Source organism: Neolewinella litorea, from assembly GCF_004803465.1.
In the GTDB taxonomy this organism is placed as follows: domain Bacteria; phylum Bacteroidota; class Bacteroidia; order Chitinophagales; family Saprospiraceae; genus Neolewinella; species Neolewinella litorea.
Genome location: NZ_SRSF01000002.1, coordinates 301,899 through 318,595, shown reverse-complemented (window position 1 = coordinate 318,595; position 16,697 = coordinate 301,899). Strand labels below are relative to the sequence as shown.

At 59.9% G+C, this 16,697-nt stretch carries 15 protein-coding genes; 4 read left to right on the top strand and 11 right to left on the bottom strand.

The genetic code is table 11. The features are described 5' to 3' along the window. Positions 1-46 precede the first annotated feature (46 nt). Positions 47-1,711 carry a M1 family metallopeptidase gene (locus tag E4021_RS06995; protein WP_136457773.1) on the top strand — a complete coding sequence of 555 codons (1,665 nt, stop codon included), beginning with the start codon at positions 47-49 and terminating at the stop codon, positions 1,709-1,711. Here E4021_RS06995 and E4021_RS06990 read toward each other — a convergent pair. After that, positions 1,692-2,282 carry a DUF3109 family protein gene (locus E4021_RS06990; protein WP_136457771.1) on the bottom strand — a complete coding sequence of 197 codons (591 nt, stop codon included), beginning with the start codon at positions 2,280-2,282 and terminating at the stop codon, positions 1,692-1,694. The two genes, E4021_RS06995 and E4021_RS06990, sit on opposite strands and share 20 nt — an antisense overlap. A gap of 216 nt (positions 2,283-2,498) precedes the next feature. Here E4021_RS06990 and E4021_RS06985 point away from each other — a divergent pair, with 216 nt between their 5' ends. The 3 genes from E4021_RS06985 to E4021_RS06975 are packed head-to-tail and all read left to right on the top strand — an operon-like array spanning position 2,499 to position 5,207. After that, entirely contained in the window at positions 2,499-3,005 is a 507-nt protein-coding gene (locus tag E4021_RS06985; protein ID WP_136457769.1) for a Pycsar system effector family protein, read from the top strand. A gap of 25 nt (positions 3,006-3,030) precedes the next feature. After that, a complete protein-coding gene (locus E4021_RS06980; protein ID WP_136457767.1) occupies positions 3,031-4,533 on the top strand; it encodes a lipopolysaccharide biosynthesis protein in 1,503 nt (500 codons plus the stop codon). Further along, positions 4,530-5,207, top strand: a complete 678-nt coding sequence (locus tag E4021_RS06975; RefSeq protein ID WP_168797502.1) for an SGNH/GDSL hydrolase family protein — start codon at positions 4,530-4,532, stop codon at positions 5,205-5,207. Before E4021_RS06980 ends, E4021_RS06975 begins: the two co-directional genes overlap by 4 nt. A gap of 9 nt (positions 5,208-5,216) precedes the next feature. Here the strand turns inward: E4021_RS06975 and E4021_RS06970 are convergent, their stop codons facing one another. The 10 genes from E4021_RS06970 to E4021_RS06935 all read right to left on the bottom strand — a co-directional run bounded on the left by E4021_RS06970 (position 5,217) and on the right by E4021_RS06935 (position 16,350). Next, positions 5,217-6,029 carry an ion transporter gene (locus E4021_RS06970; RefSeq protein ID WP_136457763.1) on the bottom strand — a complete coding sequence of 271 codons (813 nt, stop codon included), beginning with the start codon at positions 6,027-6,029 and terminating at the stop codon, positions 5,217-5,219. A gap of 63 nt (positions 6,030-6,092) precedes the next feature. Further along, positions 6,093-8,039: a histidine kinase gene (locus E4021_RS06965; protein ID WP_136457761.1), complete on the bottom strand. Its 1,947-nt coding sequence runs from the start codon at positions 8,037-8,039 to the stop codon at positions 6,093-6,095. 32 nt (positions 8,040-8,071) lie between these two features. After that, positions 8,072-8,221, bottom strand: a complete 150-nt coding sequence (locus E4021_RS18035; protein WP_168797501.1) for a hypothetical protein — start codon at positions 8,219-8,221, stop codon at positions 8,072-8,074. Positions 8,222-8,338: 117 nt separating this feature from the next. Beyond that, a complete protein-coding gene (locus E4021_RS06960) occupies positions 8,339-9,100 on the bottom strand; it encodes a LytR/AlgR family response regulator transcription factor (RefSeq protein ID WP_136457759.1) in 762 nt (253 codons plus the stop codon). A 36-nt stretch (positions 9,101-9,136) separates the two neighbouring features. Further along, the gene (lptC, locus tag E4021_RS06955) at positions 9,137-9,661 is read right to left on the bottom strand and encodes an LPS export ABC transporter periplasmic protein LptC (protein ID WP_168797500.1); all 525 of its coding nucleotides are present in this window, start codon (positions 9,659-9,661) and stop codon (positions 9,137-9,139) included. An 8-nt stretch (positions 9,662-9,669) separates the two neighbouring features. Continuing rightward, positions 9,670-9,846, bottom strand: coding sequence for a hypothetical protein (locus E4021_RS18030; protein ID WP_168797476.1), 177 nt, complete (start codon positions 9,844-9,846; stop codon positions 9,670-9,672). A gap of 54 nt (positions 9,847-9,900) precedes the next feature. Further along, the gene (locus tag E4021_RS06950; protein WP_136457755.1) at positions 9,901-12,054 is read right to left on the bottom strand and encodes a peptidylprolyl isomerase; all 2,154 of its coding nucleotides are present in this window, start codon (positions 12,052-12,054) and stop codon (positions 9,901-9,903) included. 163 nt (positions 12,055-12,217) lie between these two features. Next, complete coding sequence (locus E4021_RS06945; protein WP_136457753.1) at positions 12,218-12,796, bottom strand: Maf family nucleotide pyrophosphatase; 579 nt, start codon at positions 12,794-12,796, stop codon at positions 12,218-12,220. After that, entirely contained in the window at positions 12,793-13,374 is a 582-nt protein-coding gene (locus E4021_RS06940) for a D-sedoheptulose-7-phosphate isomerase (protein WP_136457751.1), read from the bottom strand. The genes E4021_RS06945 and E4021_RS06940 overlap by 4 nt, the downstream gene beginning before the upstream one ends. 81 nt (positions 13,375-13,455) lie before the next feature. Continuing rightward, positions 13,456-16,350, bottom strand: coding sequence for a PKD domain-containing protein (locus E4021_RS06935; protein WP_168797499.1), 2,895 nt, complete (start codon positions 16,348-16,350; stop codon positions 13,456-13,458). Between the last annotated feature and the right edge of the window lie 347 nt (positions 16,351-16,697).

The window sequence follows — 16,697 nt, the reverse complement described above, 5'->3', positions numbered from 1 at the left end:
GCCTCCGCGATAAAAGCATTTCACCGCTTCGCGCGTTATTTGCAGTATGCTGCGTTGCCACCTTACCCTGCTTTTCGGAATCCTCCTTTGCACCTGCGCCCGCGCCCAGGACTTCTGGAGTGACCGCCACTTTACCGAAGCCGATACCCTGCGGGGGATGCTGACGCCCGCCCGGACAAACTACGACGTGACCTACTACGAACTGCACCTCGACGTGGCCCCCGTAGATCACCTCATCGAAGGCCGGGTGGAGATGGATTACACCATTACCGGTGAACTGCCCCTGTTGCAACTCGACCTCTACCGCAACCTGCAGATCGACGGCATCGAGCAGAACGGGACTGACCTGCGCTTCACGCGGCGGGGCAATGCCGTGTTCGTGGAACTGCCGCACCCGGTGGACATAGGTAGCCGCCACCGCATGACGATCCACTACGGTGGAACCCCCACTGAGGCCCAGAATGCCCCCTGGGACGGTGGATTCGTATGGGCGCTGGATCAGAAGAACCGCTACTGGGTAGGCGTGGCCTGCGAGGGCGACGGGGCCAGCCTATGGTGGCCGAACAAGGATCACCTGAGCGACGAGCCCGACAGCATGCTCATCAGCGTCACTGTTCCCGACCGTCTCTTCGTGGCCAGCAACGGCAACCTGCGTGCGGAGGTCGAACTGGAAGACGAGGGCAAGAAACGCTACGACTGGTTCGTGAGCTATCCCATCAATAACTACAACGTATCCCTTGGCATCGGCCACTACGTACACTTCGATACGGTGTACCGCAGCTTTGACGGTGAGGAGCTGGCGCTGGACTATTACGTGATGGACTACAACCTGGAAAAGGCCCGCAAGCAGTTCCGGGAGGTCCACCCCATGCTGGAGGCTTACGAGCACTATTTTGGCAAGTATCCTTTCTGGGACGACGGCTTCGCGCTGATCGAGGTGCCCTACCTGGGCATGGAACACCAGAGCGGGATCGCCTACGGCAACCGCTATATGCGGGGCTACCTGGGCGGACTCATCCCCAGCGATATGGACTGGGACTACATCATCGTCCACGAGGCCGGCCACGAATACTTCGGCAACTCGGTGAGCGTGGCCGACCACGCCGAGATGTGGGTGCACGAATCCTTTACCACCTATATGGAGGCCCTGTACGTGGAATTCCACTTCGGGGCGGAGGCCGCCCGCCGCTACCTGCAGAGCCAGCGGCGCTTTATCACCAATGAGGAGCCCATGTTGGGCCCGTTGGAGGTGAACTTCACTGACTTCGCGTCCTCCGATCACTACTACAAGGGCGCGTGGATGCTGCATACCCTGCGGGGAGTGCTCAACGATGACCCACTGTTCTTCGGGTTGCTGCGCAGTTTTTACCAGGATCACGTGCGCAGCACCGTGAATACCCAGCAGGTGATCGACTACTTCAGTCGGTTCACGGAGCGCGACCTGCAGCCCTTCTTCGATCAGTACCTGAAGTACCCCGCCGTGCCGGTGCTCGAGCTGCGCCGCAACGGGCAGCAGACGGAATACCGCCTCCGCGCCGACGTAGCCGGGCTGTCGATGCCGGTGGGCGTCTACATCGGAGAGGAGCCGGTGCGATTGCTAACGACAGCCGAATGGCAGCCGCTCGGAAGGGGCATTGACCCCGAAACGGTACGGGTGGACGACGCGCGATTCCTGGTCGACCTCCGGGTGCTCAACGAGCCGGAGAAGTAGTCTCGGAGTCGCGCTCGGCGGCGGCTACCAGTTCTTCGTACCACGCCTCCCCGTATTTACGGATGAGGGCGGGCTTGGCGAATTCGTAGATGCGGATGCGTTCCCGTTCCCCGCGGCTGCAGGCGGCCGAACAGATGTCCCATACGTCGTAGTTCAAGGCTTCGAAGCCCGTCTGGGGGTTCTTCTTGACGCGGATGGGGTAGAGGTGGCAGCTGATTGGCTTTTTCCAGTCGATGGCCCCGTCGTTGTAGGCCTGTTCGATACCGCACTGGGCCGTACCCGTACCGTCGAGGGTCATGTAGGCGCACGCTCCGCCGTCGACCAGGGTGGTATCGTGGCTGCTGCCGTTGCGGACGTAAAGTCCCTGCTCGGCGATCGCGGCCCGGCCGGCCTCGGTGAGGTAGGGGCTTACGGCGGGGTAGACTTCGTCGAGGATGGCGAGCTCATCCTCCTCGAGGGGTGCGCCGTAATCGCCCTCCCAGCAGCAGGCGCCCTTGCAGGCGGTGAGGTTGCAGGCAAAGTGTTCGTCGGTGATGTCGTCGCTGACGAGGATGGAGCCGATGATGTACATGAACGGAAAAGATTTTCGGGGGACGGCCGGCGGGGGCGAAAGGGCAAGCGGAAATGTCGGGTATGTAAGTATCTTGAGACGAACAAACTACGACAGCCACCGCCCACCCGGCCCCGTCTCCTGGAGAGAACCCCTGTCTGCCGCCGGGGTTGAATGCCCTCCGTGGAATCGACCATCCGGTCCCGGCGGCACCCGGCCCGGAGCCAATGCTTAGGTATGGACGAGAAAACGGAAAACTACTGGCGGATACTGGAAGCCAACCTGGAATGGATTCGCTATTCCGACGCCAAGGCAACGGGAATCCTGACAATCTACGGCGTGCTCATCACGGTGGCCTTCACCCGCATCCTGGAGATCCTGGAAGTGATCAGTACCTCCTGGATGCTTATCGGGCTTACCACCACTTCTGGCGTTTCTTCCCTGATCGCGATCTATTACGGCTTCCGCAGCATCAGTCCGCGGCTCGTGCAGCAGCATTACCGGTCCATCATCTTTTTCGGATCCATCGTGCAGCACAGTCCGGACATGCAGACCTTCCGCAAGTTCAGCCACGAGGTGCTCGACTCCCCGCGCGGGCTCGACGACGATCTGGCGGCGCAGATCTTCATTAATGCCAAGATCGCCTCCCTCAAGTTCAAAAACGTGAGTTCTTCGATCCGGTACTTTATCGCCAGTTTTCTGATCCTGCTCAGCGAGATGGTCATTTTCCTGTTGCTCAACTAGCCGCCGTAAGCACTTACCTTGCGGCGTGTCCCTGAAAAAACTTTCCGGCGAAACCCTCATCTACGGCCTCAGCAGCATCCTGGGGCGGCTGCTGAACTTCGTACTGGTCACCCCCTTCATCACCCGGGTGCTGACCGAGGAGGAGTTCGGGGAGATCGGCAACCTGATGTTCTGGACGGCTTTCCTCATTGCCCTGGTGGTCTTCCGGATGGATACGGCGGTGTTCCGCTTTGCCAGCCGGGGCGACTTCGATCCCGAGGCAGTGTTCCGACAGAGTCAGCGGCTGGTGTGGTTGGCCATCGGGGTGCTGATTGGCCCGTTGCTTCTCTTTTCCGACCGCATCGCCGGGTGGCTCGATGCCCCGGCGGCCACCACCTACGTGCGGTTGGTGCTGATCATGGTCGCTTTTGACGCCCTGAGCGCCGTTCCGCTGGCCCGGCTGCGCCTTCAGCAGCGCGCCTGGTTCTTCGTGACGGTCAACCTGAGCAACGTGGTGCTGAACGTACTGCTGATTTACGGACTGCTGTTCTACCTGCCGGTGTACCTCACACCCTGGTTCGAGCCCACCTTCCGGGTAGGTTACTACCTGCTGGCCATGGCCGTCGCGGCGGGTCTTCGGTACGTGATGTTGGTGGTCGACGGGCTGTTGCGCGCCGAACCGGCGTCGGAAGCCGTGCCCCTCGACCAGGTGCCCGACGGAGCTGATGAACGCGGTGCACCCCCCCTGGGGCAACTCTTTTCCTACAGTCTGCCCCTTACGGTGGTATCGGTAGCCGGCATTGCCAATGCACTGGTGGGACCTACCGTCCTGATCGGCTACGATGAGGCGGCGGCGGGCTACTTCACCGCCGCCCTGCGCATGGCGGTCTTCCTTAACCTGTTCGTCACGGCTTACCAATACGCCGCCGAACCCTTTTTCTTCCGGCAATCAGGCAGTGACCTGGCCACCGCCGACCGCACTATTTACGCCGACGCAATGCGGGCGTACGGACTGGTGGGCACGCTGGCCAGCGCCGGTATCCTGCTGGGGTTGCCGTGGTTGCAGCACTTCATCGGGGCCGACGTTCGTCCGGGCCTGGTGGTGCTCCCCGTTCTGCTGGCGGCCAACCTACTGTTCGGGGTCTATAGCAACCTCAGCATCGCCTACAAGCTTACGGACCAGACCTTTCTCGGGGGCGGTATCGCGCTGGTGGGCTCGGTCTTCGCGGTGGGCGGACCGCTGCTGTTCACGGCCCGTTACGGTATCTGGGCACCGGCCGTTGGCATGCTGACCTGTTTCGCGGTCATGTGCGTACTGGCCTACCTGGTTTCCCGCCGCTATTTTCTAGTCACTTACCCCTTTGCGCGTATGCTTCTCTACTTCCTGGTGGCGGGAGCGGCCTGCGTGGCGGGGACCTATTCCGAGCATATTCTGTGGCGCCTGGCTCTGTTGCTGTTTACTATCTTGGCCTTCGGATTTATCGAGCGCAAATGGCTCCTGCGTACCTTTCGGGGCGGGGCCGCGGGTGCCGTACAAAGCAGGAAATGATGAAGATATCCGCCGCCCTCCCCATGCTCCTCCTGGCCCTGGTCCTTTCCAGTTGTCAGGTGCCGCTCAAGAAGCGGAGTGTCCTGGTCATCGGCGACAGCAACGGTGCCGCCGACCGGGGATGGGTCTACCAGTTTCAGCAGCTGCGCGGCGGTGGGCCCCTGGTCAATACGGCCCTTTCCGGCAATACCATCGGTTTTACCGACGACGGAAACGTGGAGCGCAACACCCTCGAAAACCTTACGCCCTACCTCCGACGGGGCTACGCGGAAATGGGGGCCATCGACGAGATATTGATCGGCCTGGGCACCAACGACTGCAAGCAAAAGTTCAGCGACCGGCACGACCAGTTGGTTGCTAACTTGGACACCCTTCTGGACCGCATCGCGAGGTTCTTCGGTGAGCGCGGTCAGGACCTACCCCGCATCGTTCTGCTCACGCCACCCCCGGTGGGCGAGGATGCCCAGGTAAATGGCTCCTTTCAGGGCGCGCGGGCTTGTACGGCGGCTTTCAGCGACGAGATCCGGCGTACCGCCGCTACGCGGGGCTTCTGCCTGGTGGACTGGCAGCAGCGCCCGGGTGATGCGGTCCTGGAGCAAAGCGCAGATGGGATCCACTTCGACGCCCGGGGTTACGAGATGCTGGCCCGGCAAATCGTGCGCAGTTGCTATTGAGCCAGCCCGTTAGGGGTTCAGTCGGCCGCCGCAGTACTTGCAGTATACGGCGTCGGAGGTGTGGCCTTCCCTGGAGCAGTAGCGACAGACCTGGGTGCTCACGTCCTTTTTGGTATTGATGATCTCAGTGGTAACGATCCCGGTCGGTACGGCGATGATGGCGTAACCCAGGATCATGACCACCGCGGAAACGAACTGCCCGACCCGCGTCTGGGGGGTGATGTCACCGTACCCAACGGTGGTGATGGTAACGATGGCCCAGTACACCGACCGCGGGATGGAAGAGAAGCCGGCGTTGCTCCCGCCCTCCAGCAGGTACATGAAAGACCCTATGATGATGACTAGAATGGTCACCACGAAGAGGAATACGGAGATCTTGTTACGGCTGGCCGCGATGGCCTTCATCAGCTGGTCGCCTTCGGTCAGGTACTGCCCCAGCTTGAAGATGCGGAACACCCGCATGAGGCGCAGGATGCGGATGATGAGGAAGTACTGGGCGTTGGCCAGAAAGAGGGCCAGGTAAGAGGGAAGGATGGCCAGCACGTCCACGATACCGTAGAAACTCAGCGCGTACCTGACGGGGTTGATCGTGACCCACAGCCGCAAACCGTATTCAATGGTGAACACAATGGTCAGAAACCACTCAATGTAGAAAAAGAGGGTGCCGTAATTCTCATTGAATTCCGACACGCTTTCCAGCATCACCACGAGGATCGACAAGCAGATGAGCGCCAGCAGGGCCACGTCGAAAAATTTCCCGGCCGGCGTGTCGGCCTCGAAAATGATTTCGTGGATACGGTGGCGTAAGCTGGTGTCGGGCATGTCCGCGGAACAATTGTAACGGTAAGGTACGCTTACCGACTCAGAAACCGGGTGCGTGCAAGATCAACCCTGGGGCACGGCGCGCCGGGGGAGCATCTCGGCTACGGGAATCCTTACCCGCACCTGGGTACCGCTGGCCCGGTCGTCCGAATCGTAAAGGTCAATGATCTGCACCCATTCGCGGTCTTCGTCGGAAAGCAACTGCAAGCGGGATTCGGTGATCTGGGTGCCGCGCGACTTATGGTGCATCCGGGTGGCGTCGCGCGCCTGTATTTCACGCACGCGGACACGGCCGATGCCGTTGTCGGTCACGATGGCCAACAGGTGATCATCGTCGTCCGGAAGGAATTCGACGTCGATGTGGCCCTCTGCCTGCCCGCGGAGCCCATGCTCGATAGCGTTCTCGACGTAGGGTTGCAGAATCATGGTCGGCACGCCGATGATGTCCTCCTCCAGGTCGGGGTGCAGGTTCACGCGGTAGGTAAGCTTGCCTTCATAGCGAAGGTGCCGGTTGATCTCCAGGTAGTCGGTCAGGAATTGCCGCTCCTCTTCCAGGGTGATGTATTCCCGGTTGGCGTATTCCAGGCTCTGGCGCATCAGCATGGCAAACTTCGCCAGGTGCTTGCTGGCCGTCGCGGCGTTGTTGGTTGAGATGAACGACTGGATGCTGTTAAGCGCATTGTAGAGGAAGTGGGGGTTCATCTGCGCCCGCAGGGCCTTAAGCTTGAGCTGGCTGGCCCGCAACTTCAGTTGCCGGTTTTCCTGTTCGCGCTCCTCGGCCCGGAACTGCGCGGCAAACTGCTGTTGGCGCAGGATGTCGATCTGCTTGTGGAAGCGCAAGTTGTAATGGTCGTAGGTGCAATGATGGTGGTAGGCGGCCTCATAATCCCCGGTGGTGGAGTACGCAACGGAAAGGTACAGGTAGGCATCGGCCACCATGCTGAGCAGGCGGGGGTCGCTGGTTTCCTCATCCACTTGGGCCACGGGCAGCGATTGGTTCAGCTGAGCGATGGCCTTCTCCCAGCGCGCGGCATCCATCAGCAGGGTAGCCCGCATAAACCCGATGCTGGCCAGTTCCACCCGGTCGGGTTCCGCTTCGCTACGGTATAGTTCCTCGGCGCGGTCCAGGTATCCGCTCGCTCGCTCGGGCTGCTCCAGGTGGTGGTAGCAGAAGCCCATATTGGCGTAGGCGGCCGCCAGCGCGCGGGAGGAGCCGTTGGCTGCACTGTCGACAACGGCCTGGAAGTAGGAGAGAGCTTCCTGGTATTCGCCCCCGCTGATGAGTTCCTTACCAAGATTGAGCTGGTGCCAGGGCAAGCGCGCGCGCAGTCCGATGGTCTCACAGCGTTGGATGGCCTTCACGAAGGCCGCTACCGCCAGTTCGCTCTCTCCACTGTTCTGGTAGATTGAGCCCATGCCCGACTGCGTCAGGGAGTAGAAATAGTGATCCTGGGGCGTGAGTTCGAAAGTGCCGCCCTCCAGCAGGGTTTCCGCTTCCAGGAACTTCATCGTGGCCTTCGGATAGCTGAAGAAAAGCAAGTAGAGATAGCCGTGGCGGCAGGCGGCGTGGGCGCTCAAGCGGTCGCTGGGGTAGGATTCGAGTAACCGCTGACAGCGCTCCAGGTAATCGCCGGCGGCTTCGATCTCGCCGAGGTTGCTGAGGTGGCCGGTGTAGGACAGGTAGACTTCCAGGCGATCGGCGATGTCGCCCCGCTGTTCGGCGATCTCCAGGGCGGCGCGGAAGGGGGCAACCGCCGCCTCGTGCCGGTATTCCTGGCTTTCGAGGTTGGCGAGGTGAAGGTGGTAGGCAAGGCGGTAATCGTGGCCGGTGCGGTGCTCCAGCCGGGCGAGGTCGGGTGCGTGCAGGTCGAGCAGCCGGCGCTGCCGCTCTAGTAGTTCACGGGCCAGCCTTGGTTTGGTATAGACATAGTCGGTGAGCAGATCACGTACGACTTCAATCTGCTCGAGATCCTCGTCCCGCTCCGGGACATTGCCCTGCGGATTTGGCATGGAAGGATTGACTGCGGTAGGGGGAACTGGACTTACTGGGGCATGATGCCGCCGCAAACCCGCCGAAACCAGTGCCCGCGACGCTTGCCGCCGGTTACCTGGTCCATCGCGTTGCGGTCCAGCACCTTCACCTGCTGGTCGTTGCGTAGTTCCTCAATTGTTTTTTTCCCGTTTTGCGCCATGGGGAAGAGTGTCTTTGTGCGTGGTTAATGTACGGGCGGCGATCCGCGTGACGGAACAACCGCTTAAGTGGGCCTATGGAGTGAACGCTCCAAATGTATACAATATGTGTAAGTTAACTATAATTCTTGCAGCATTCGCAGTTGCGTCATAAAAGCCGCCCGCCGCCGGCGACTTACCTCGATACGCATATCGTCGTCCATGACCAGGTAACCGCCCTCTCCTTTCACGAATTTCTTCATGTAGTTCATATTGATGACGTGCCGCTTGTGGACGCGGTAGAAGTTGAAGGGAGCCAGCATATCCTCGTACAGCTTGATGGTCTTGGAAGCCGTGATGCGCTGCCCGTTTTTCAGGAAGATGTGGGTGTAGTTGTCCTCCGCCTCGAAGCGAATGATGTCGCGGATCTTGACGAAGTGGATCCCGTCGACGCCCCCGATGCTCATCTTTTCGAAGGAATTGGGCTGGTTCTGGTACTGGCGCAGCACCTCCAGCCGCTCGTCCGTCCGGGCCAGTTGCCGGGGTCGCACCCGCGAGACGGCCTCGATGAGGCGGTCGGGGTCAATAGGTTTGAGGATGTAACCAATACTGGAATACTCGCAGGCCTTCATCGCGAAATGATCGTAGGCCGTTACGAAGATGATGTCAAAATCGATGGGCTGGATCCGCTCGATCATCTGAAAGACCTTCCCGTCGCCGAGGTTGATGTCGAGAAAGGCCACGTCGGGCTTGATGTCCGGGCGCTGGAAGAGAGCGCAGCCCGTATTCACGCCGTCGGCGTCGCCAATGACCTCCACGTCAGGGCAGTGGAGGTTGAGCATTTGCTTGAGGTTGACGAGTCCCTTACGTTCGTCTTCAATGATTACGGCGTTAAGTAGCATGCAGGAGTGGTAATACCTCCAAATCTACGGAAAATCTCAGTTTGCCGGCCGGCTTACAGGTATGCGCCCGTCAACCTGCAGTACCCTGGCATTGGCGAAACCGGGGTCACTTTCCAGGCCGTATCCCGTGATGATGTAGTCGGGCTGCGTAAGGACGACGAATTTGTTGGTGTAGATAAGTTCGCGCTGTTCGTCCCAGTTAAGTTCCTCCGTTTCCAGTCGTTGCTGGTCTACCGATTGCCAAACCACGCTGTCGCGGACGGTGATCAGGTTATTCCGCCGCCGGTACACCCCGTGCTGCGCTACCAGCGTACTGCTGGTGTCCTGATTCTCGTCAAGAAAATAGGCGGTCACGCCATCAGGAAACTCCTGCCGGGGGTCGGAGGGAGTCAGGTAGTTGTACATCGTCGGGGCCTCCAGGATGAGGCGTACCCGGGCGGAATCACTGTACAGAATCTGGACGCCTTCGGCTAGTTCAACCTGATCGTCCAGGGTCTCCTCCAACCGGGCCACTTCGGCGGGGTCGTTCACGCAGCCCGCAATCAGCAGGCAGAGTACCAATAACCTGATCAGGCCCACCACGAGGTGAACGCGGCCTGCAGCTGACCGTACAGGTCGGGCTGCTCGGGCACGAACGCCTGGTTGGCCTTGTAGAGGTAAACCACCAGGATCACGAACAACAGAAAGGCAATAAAGCCGCCGAGCAGGATGTAGCCCTTGATACCCGCATGCTTGATTTCAGACATGTCTTTTCATTTTGTACCGCCAAAGCTAGAAATTATACCGGCGGCAGGGGTGAATTAACGCAGTCCGCTGCACTCCGTGCTCATACGCTGGTCCTCCACCTCGATCTCGTTGCGGAGGGCGGTAAGGAGCTGCTGGGGCACGCGGTTCCGGCTGTTGGTATTGATGACCTGACGGGCCGTGGGCAGACTGCCGCTGGCACCGGTGGGGGCATCGGAAAGCGGCTGCACCAGGTAAACGCCGTTGCGGCCCACGATGGGCGCACTCACGGTGCCGGTAGCCAGCTTGCTGGCGGCGGCAATGACCTTGGGTTCGGTACCGATGCCCTGGCCGAGGGCCGTCTGGGTGAAGTTCACCGCGTTCAGGGTGTCGATGTTGACGGCGTACTGACTGGCCGCGGCGGCAAGGTCCATACCCTGAAGGGCAGTGGCCAGTTTTTCACCTTTCAGCTCATTGAGGACGGCGGGGGTGACCGATTCCCGCACGGCGGCGACGGGGGGGACGCCTTGCGGGAGAATGTTATCCAAGCCGACGACCACGTACTTGTTCTCGTAGAAGAAGTTCGGGTCGGTAAAGGTGTACACGAACCCACTCACGTCACCCTGATCCGCTCCGAAGGCCCAGCAGATCATTTCGCGAACGTCCTGTCCGGATCCGAGTGCGGGAATATTGTAGGTGCCAATGCCCAGGGGGGCAGTGGTTCCTAAGGTGTAGCCTTCCTGCTGGGCAGCGGCCTTGAGTTCCTCCAGGTTGGATTTGCCGGAGAGGAATTCCTCGGCGCGGGCCCGGGCAGCGTCCTCGGTATCCTTGCTCGGTATCATCGATTCGGTAGCGTAGCCCACTTTGGCGCGGGTGGAGGTGGTCTTGCTGCGGCGTACGATCTCGACAAGTTGTACGCCGGCCTGTGTCCGTACCTTGTAGAAGCGGCCCGTCTGCCCGCTTACGAAGGCAAGACGATTGACGGGGGGCTCGAGTTGGCCTGGGGTAACGTTTTCCAACACGCCGTCCGTAGCGATGCTGCGGGGATCACGGTTGAATTCGCTGGCGAGGGCGGAAAACTTGCCGGGCTCGGCGGCCAGTACGGTTTGCAGACTGTCCAGCAGCCGGTTGGCTTCCGTAAATTGAGCAGGAATAGTGGCATTGCGAACAATCCGGCGAATCGTCACGCTGTCGGCCATCTCGCGGCGGTCGATCAGTTTAACCAGTGCCATAATGGAACCCTCGGTGAAGGGGCCGTACACCTCGCCGATCTCCATTTCGTTCATGACCACGTCGGCTACGGAGGGGGCCAGTTCGTCTTCCGTCAGGTAGGTTCCGGTAAAGGAGCCGTTGGCCGTCAGGGCGAAAAGACTGTCGTCCCGCGTGGAGGTATTGCGCCAGTCCTCGGCAACTTCCTGCAGCAGGGAGCGTACGGCGGCGGAATCGCTGGGGGTAGCTTCAACGTCGAAACTGACGTAGGCCAGCTGACGGGTTTCTTCCAGATTGGTGAACAGGCTCTGGTTCTCGTCGATGTAGCGCTGCACGTCGGCGTCGGTGACTTCTACTTCGTCGTTGTCCAGTTCGTCAAAGGGTACGCGCAGCAAAGCCACGCGGCGATTGCCGGTCATTTCATCGGCGTAGTCCTGGGCCAGCCAGCTGGGGGCGTACATGGCCTTTGATACCAGGGCGCTGAGTTTTTCCTGCAGTCGCTGGGTGCTCACCTGGCGGTTCTGGTACTTCCAGATGTCGACGAAGTTCGGGGGCAGTTCACCGGCCTCGATGGCCTCCGTGATGCTGTTTTCCTGGATCCGGGTACGCACGCTGTTGAGCAGTTGGGCGTTGACCTGGCCGGTCTGCGGGTCACCGTAGGATTGACGAATCACCGGGCTGTAACGCGGCCCGTAGGTGAGTTCTTCCAGTTCCGGGCGGCTCACTTCCAGGCCAAGGAGTTCCGTTTCATTGCGGATCAGGCTTTCGGTGAGGTAGTAGCGCCAGAGGTTGTCGCGGCTCTGGTAGGCGTCGGCGGAGCTTCCGGCTACGGAAAGGGTACGCTCAAAATCATTGCGTTCGATCTCGATCTCACCCACGCGGGCCATCATGGCTTCCGCCGGCCCGATAGGGCCGCTGCTGCCGCTGTTCATGATGTCGGATAACACGAACAGAAGGATGCCTCCCCCGATAAAGAGGAGTACCAGGATGGGATTGTTTCGAATCTTACCAATCAGTGCCATAAAGTCAGCTTATACGTTTGTCCACACCCTTTACGGATGGGCCGCGAAGATACTATAATTTGTCCGGTCAAAAAGCGTCGATCGTTTGCCGCGGCCGCGGGTGCAAAGCAAACGACGGGCGATCCGTGTGCCCCGGTTGCCCTTCAGCCTACATATTCTGGCATTAAAATGTCAGCAATCGCTCGTAAACTAGGTCGACGGGCAGCCCCATAATGGTAGGATAGGTACCCTCGATACGCCGGATCTTGGCCAGCCCGATCCACTCCTGAATCGCGTAGGCACCGGCCTTGTCGAAGGGTTGGTACCGGTCCACGTAGGTCTCGATTTCTCGGGGCGTAATGGTATGCATATACACCTGGGCCGTGCCGCTGAAGACGATCTGTTTGTGTCGCGAAAGCAGGCAGCAACCGGTCACGACGGTGTGCCGCTGTCCGGATAGGCGTCCGATGGTTTCGATGGCGTGCTGCCGGTCGCGCGGCTTGCCGAAGATTTCCTCGTTCAGGATGACGACACTGTCGGCCGTAAGCAACACCTCCTGGTCCGACTGCAGCAGGTGCCTGGCCCCATCGGCCTTGAGGCGGGCCAGATAGGGGGCTACGTCGAGTACGGGGGTATCCGGGGGGTACACTTCCTCTACCTCCGCGGTACGTATGGTGAAGGGAATACCAGCCTGTTCGAGCAGGTAGCTCCGGCGGGGTGATTTGCTGGCCAACACCAGCGTCAGGTCAGGGGGGAGTATCATGCGTCGGTGCTTGGTCCGAATAATTGTTGTTCCACGTCCTCGCAGAGAATATGGCCGAGCAGAATGTGGGCCTCCTGAATGCGCGGGGTATCGTCGCTGGGTATATTGACCAGGATGTCTACCAACTGACCGAGTTCGCCGCCGCTCGAGCCCGTCATGGCAATCAGGGTACAGCCCGCTTTTTTACCCGCGACCGCCGCGGCCAGTACGTTGCGGCTGTTGCCACTGGTGCTCAGCAGGAACAGCACGTCGCCGGGCCGCCCCATGGCGGTGGTCAGGCGGGAGAAGGCGTGATCGTAGCCGTAATCGTTGGCTACCGCGGTGAGAAAACTGGTATTGACGTGCATGGCCTCGGCAAACAGGGGCGGGCGATCCATGTAGAACCGTCCGCTAAGTTCGGCCGCCAGGTGCTGGGCGTCGGCCGCCGAGCCTCCATTGCCGCAGAAAAGAACCTTCCCGCCCGCCCGGAAGGTAGCTACGCAGGCCTGCGTAGCCGCCTGCAGACGGTCCAGTAGGCCCCGGTCGGCCAGTATGGCCTGCTTTACGGCGATGGCCGCTTCGATGCGTTGCCTGGTCATAATGGGTAGCTGGTAAAGTGAGTAGGGCCAGGTGTATGCACCTGGCCCTACGATTCACAAAGCTACAACGGTTGTGCGCAACTAGAGGCGTACGAAGGGTTGCACTCGCTGGTTCTCACCTTCAATGATCCGCAGGCGGTACATGCCACTGGGCAGGTTACGTACGTTCAGGTCGATGCTCAGGTTCTCGCCCACCTTGTCGTGGGTGGAGGTGCTCAGCTCACGGCCGTTGACGTCAATTATGGTTACCTGTACGGCACCTTCGTAGGTGCTGTTCAGCGAAACGTTGAGGTCTTCGACGGCGGGGTTCGGGTAAACGGTCACGCCTTCCGCCGTTTCAACCGACTCGGACTGTACGGTCGATTGGGTAACCGACATGCTGGTGTTGGTCATCGACTGCGAGGTGGTGCCGCAGTTAGCGGCCTGGCCACCCATCCCGGGAGGAAGGGCAGTGCCCCTCGAGAAGGCGATTTTGTCCAGTTTCGTTCCAGTTTCGCGGTTGGCGATGGTAACCGTGTGGTTGCCGGCATTGACGTTGAAGGAAATCTCCTTTCCGTCGTTGTTGAATCGGCGCCACTCAAAGCCGTTGGTCAGGAGGTTATCACCTCCGACTTCGGTCCAGTAACGCATCCACTTGCCGTCGTCAAACTTGACCCAGAGGGAGTTGCTGCCCAGGTCGGGTGCATCAAGACGCAGGAAAAGGTAGAAGGTTCCACTGCCCGCGGCATCCACGGTGAACTGAACCTGCTGGCTCAGGTCCGTAGCGGAGGGTTCACTGGTAATGTTATTACCCGAGAACACCACGTATTTACCATTCGAGGCGCCGGAGCTCTGATTCTGGTTCCAGCCGCTGCCCACTTTGGCACACTCGGCCTCCAGGTATTGGGTGTACACCGTTTCCGTGGCTTGGCAGTTCGAGACCGAGCCGCCCTCACCGGAAGGAGTGCTGTTGGTGTCGGTCAGGTAAAGCTTGTCGAGCATCGCTCCGTTCTCACGGTAGGCAAAATCGATGGTATTCGATCCGGCCGTCAGTTGGAAGGCGTCACCGGGCAGGCGGTTCCAGGTAAAACCTCCGCCCTGGGTTATACCGCTGTACCACTTGATCCACGATCCACCATTTATACGTACCCAGTAGGAATCGTCGCCATTGGTCGGGGCATTAATGCGGGCAAACAGCTTGTATTTGCTCGTGGCGGGACTGTTGAAGGTGAACCGGACGCGGTTGTTCGGCACGTCAGATGGAGCTTCGTTGTAGGCGTTCGACCCAGTGGGTACCACGTAGGTGCCTCCCGAAGCGGCGGTGGATTTCTTTACGGCCCAGATCGAACCGACAGTGCCGCATTCCGCCTCAAGCCAGATGGAGTTGCCACCCTTGGCTGCTACGTCGTCGGCTACCTGTACCGTGATGACGTTGGTGCCGGTAGCGCCGTCGTCATCCTTTACGGTGAGGGTCACCTTGTAGGTGCCGGTCGGGAAGGTAGTTTCCTTGTTTATTCCGCTGGCTGATCCGCCGTTCCACGACCAGTCGTAGCTCACGATCTTTCCGTCCTTGTCCGTGGAACCACTGCCATCAAGGGTAAGGGTTAGGGGAGCCGTGCCGGAGTACGTTGAAGCGCTGGCTACGGCTACGGGTGGCACGTTGGCCGGTGCGTAGCAGTTGGTAGCCGCATCACCGTTGCCGGAGGGCTTGGCATTCTGCTTGTTCAGGTGGACCTTGTCGAGGCGGGCGTCCGCTTCGCGGAAGGCGAAGTCGATGGTGTTCGTGCCTTCCGTGAGGTAGGCCTGGAAGTCCATCATTTCATTCCACTGGAAGCCTTGGCCAGAGATGATACCGGTGTTCCACTCGTACCAGGATTTTCCGTTGACGCGTACCCAGTAGGAATCGTCGGCGTTGGTGGCGGCGTCGATGCGGGCGAAGAGGTAGTAATTGCCGGCCTCCGCGTTCGTCAGGGTGAAGCGGATCTGGTTCTCGGGAACATCGCTCGGGGCCGAGGAGGTAGAGGCGTTCTTGGAGTAGACGTACTTGCCCTCGGATGCCGATCCGCTGCTGCCGACCGACCACTTGCTGCCAACCGTCGCGCACTCGGCTTCCAGCCAGTAGGAGCGGTAGCGTACGTGGTCGGAGTTGGTCACTTCAATGGTTACGTAGTCGGTGGATTTGGCGCCGGTATTGTCGGTAACCGTAAGAATCACCTTGTGGGTACCTGCTTCGAAGGTCGCCGTGGGCGTTGGCCCGGCGGCGGTAGTTCCTTCCCAGGACCACTCGTATTCAATGACCGAACCGTCGGAGTCGTAAGACAGCAGGCCATCCAGCGTAAGGGTGAGCGGTGCCTGACCACTGAAGCGGTCAGCATCGATCTTGGCCACGGGGATAACGTTCTTGTCGGTTTCCTTGCAACCGGCGGGTGCCGGCTTGACCTCAACCACTTGCTTGCGGGCGCAGCTGCCTTCGCCGGTCGTGAGGGTGTACAAGCCAGGTACGGTGACGTCCGGTTCCTGTGAGCTGGAAGTGAAACCGTTGGGACCGGTCCACCGGTAAGAATTGGTGGAACTGTAGCCGCGGAGTCTCGCTTTGCCGGTAGTGCAGTTCAGCATGCGAGCCAGCCGGTCGGTGTTAGCGTCCAGGGTGCAACCCAGACTCTCGTCGTCAACGGCAATGTAGAAGTTGACCGACGTTTTTGCGCCGCCGGCATCGGTTGCCGTGACCCGGACCTGATGGACCTGGCCGCGGGCGGAAGTGGGGGCCCGAACGGAAAATATTCCGGTATCGGAGTTCAGGTTGATCCAGGAAGGAAGGGCGCTGCCGTTCGCCAGGGTGGCGGTGAAGGTCAGTGCCGAGTTTTCCTGATCGGTGGCAAATGCACCGTTTACGATGTAGTCGCGCTGGACTTCAGTGGTAACGGTGAGGGCGGGGATACTGCTGGCGGTCAGCCCAAAGGCTGGAGCGGCGGAAATGCTACTCAGGGTAGCCAGCAAGGTGAGAAAAATGATGAAACTCCCACGTAGGAGTATAGGTCGAACCTGTCCGGTCCGGAGTTTGCAAGCTAAAGCCATCCTCTAAATTCCTTTTTAGTTATTCCGGTAGTAAAAACAACACGAAGATAAGAGGCTTGCATAAACCAAGCGCAGACATATATAACTACCGCGAATTTAAGGCCGGGGATGGCCGGCTGAAATACTGCTCCTCAGTACCTTATCATAGCCGCTGCCGGCGCGCGGCACTACCAAGATGCTTGATATACGGGCGACCGGCAGCGGGATTTAATAGCGGTAAGGACATTTAATTCCGGCACATTTAAATGACACAGCAATGACATTTCAGT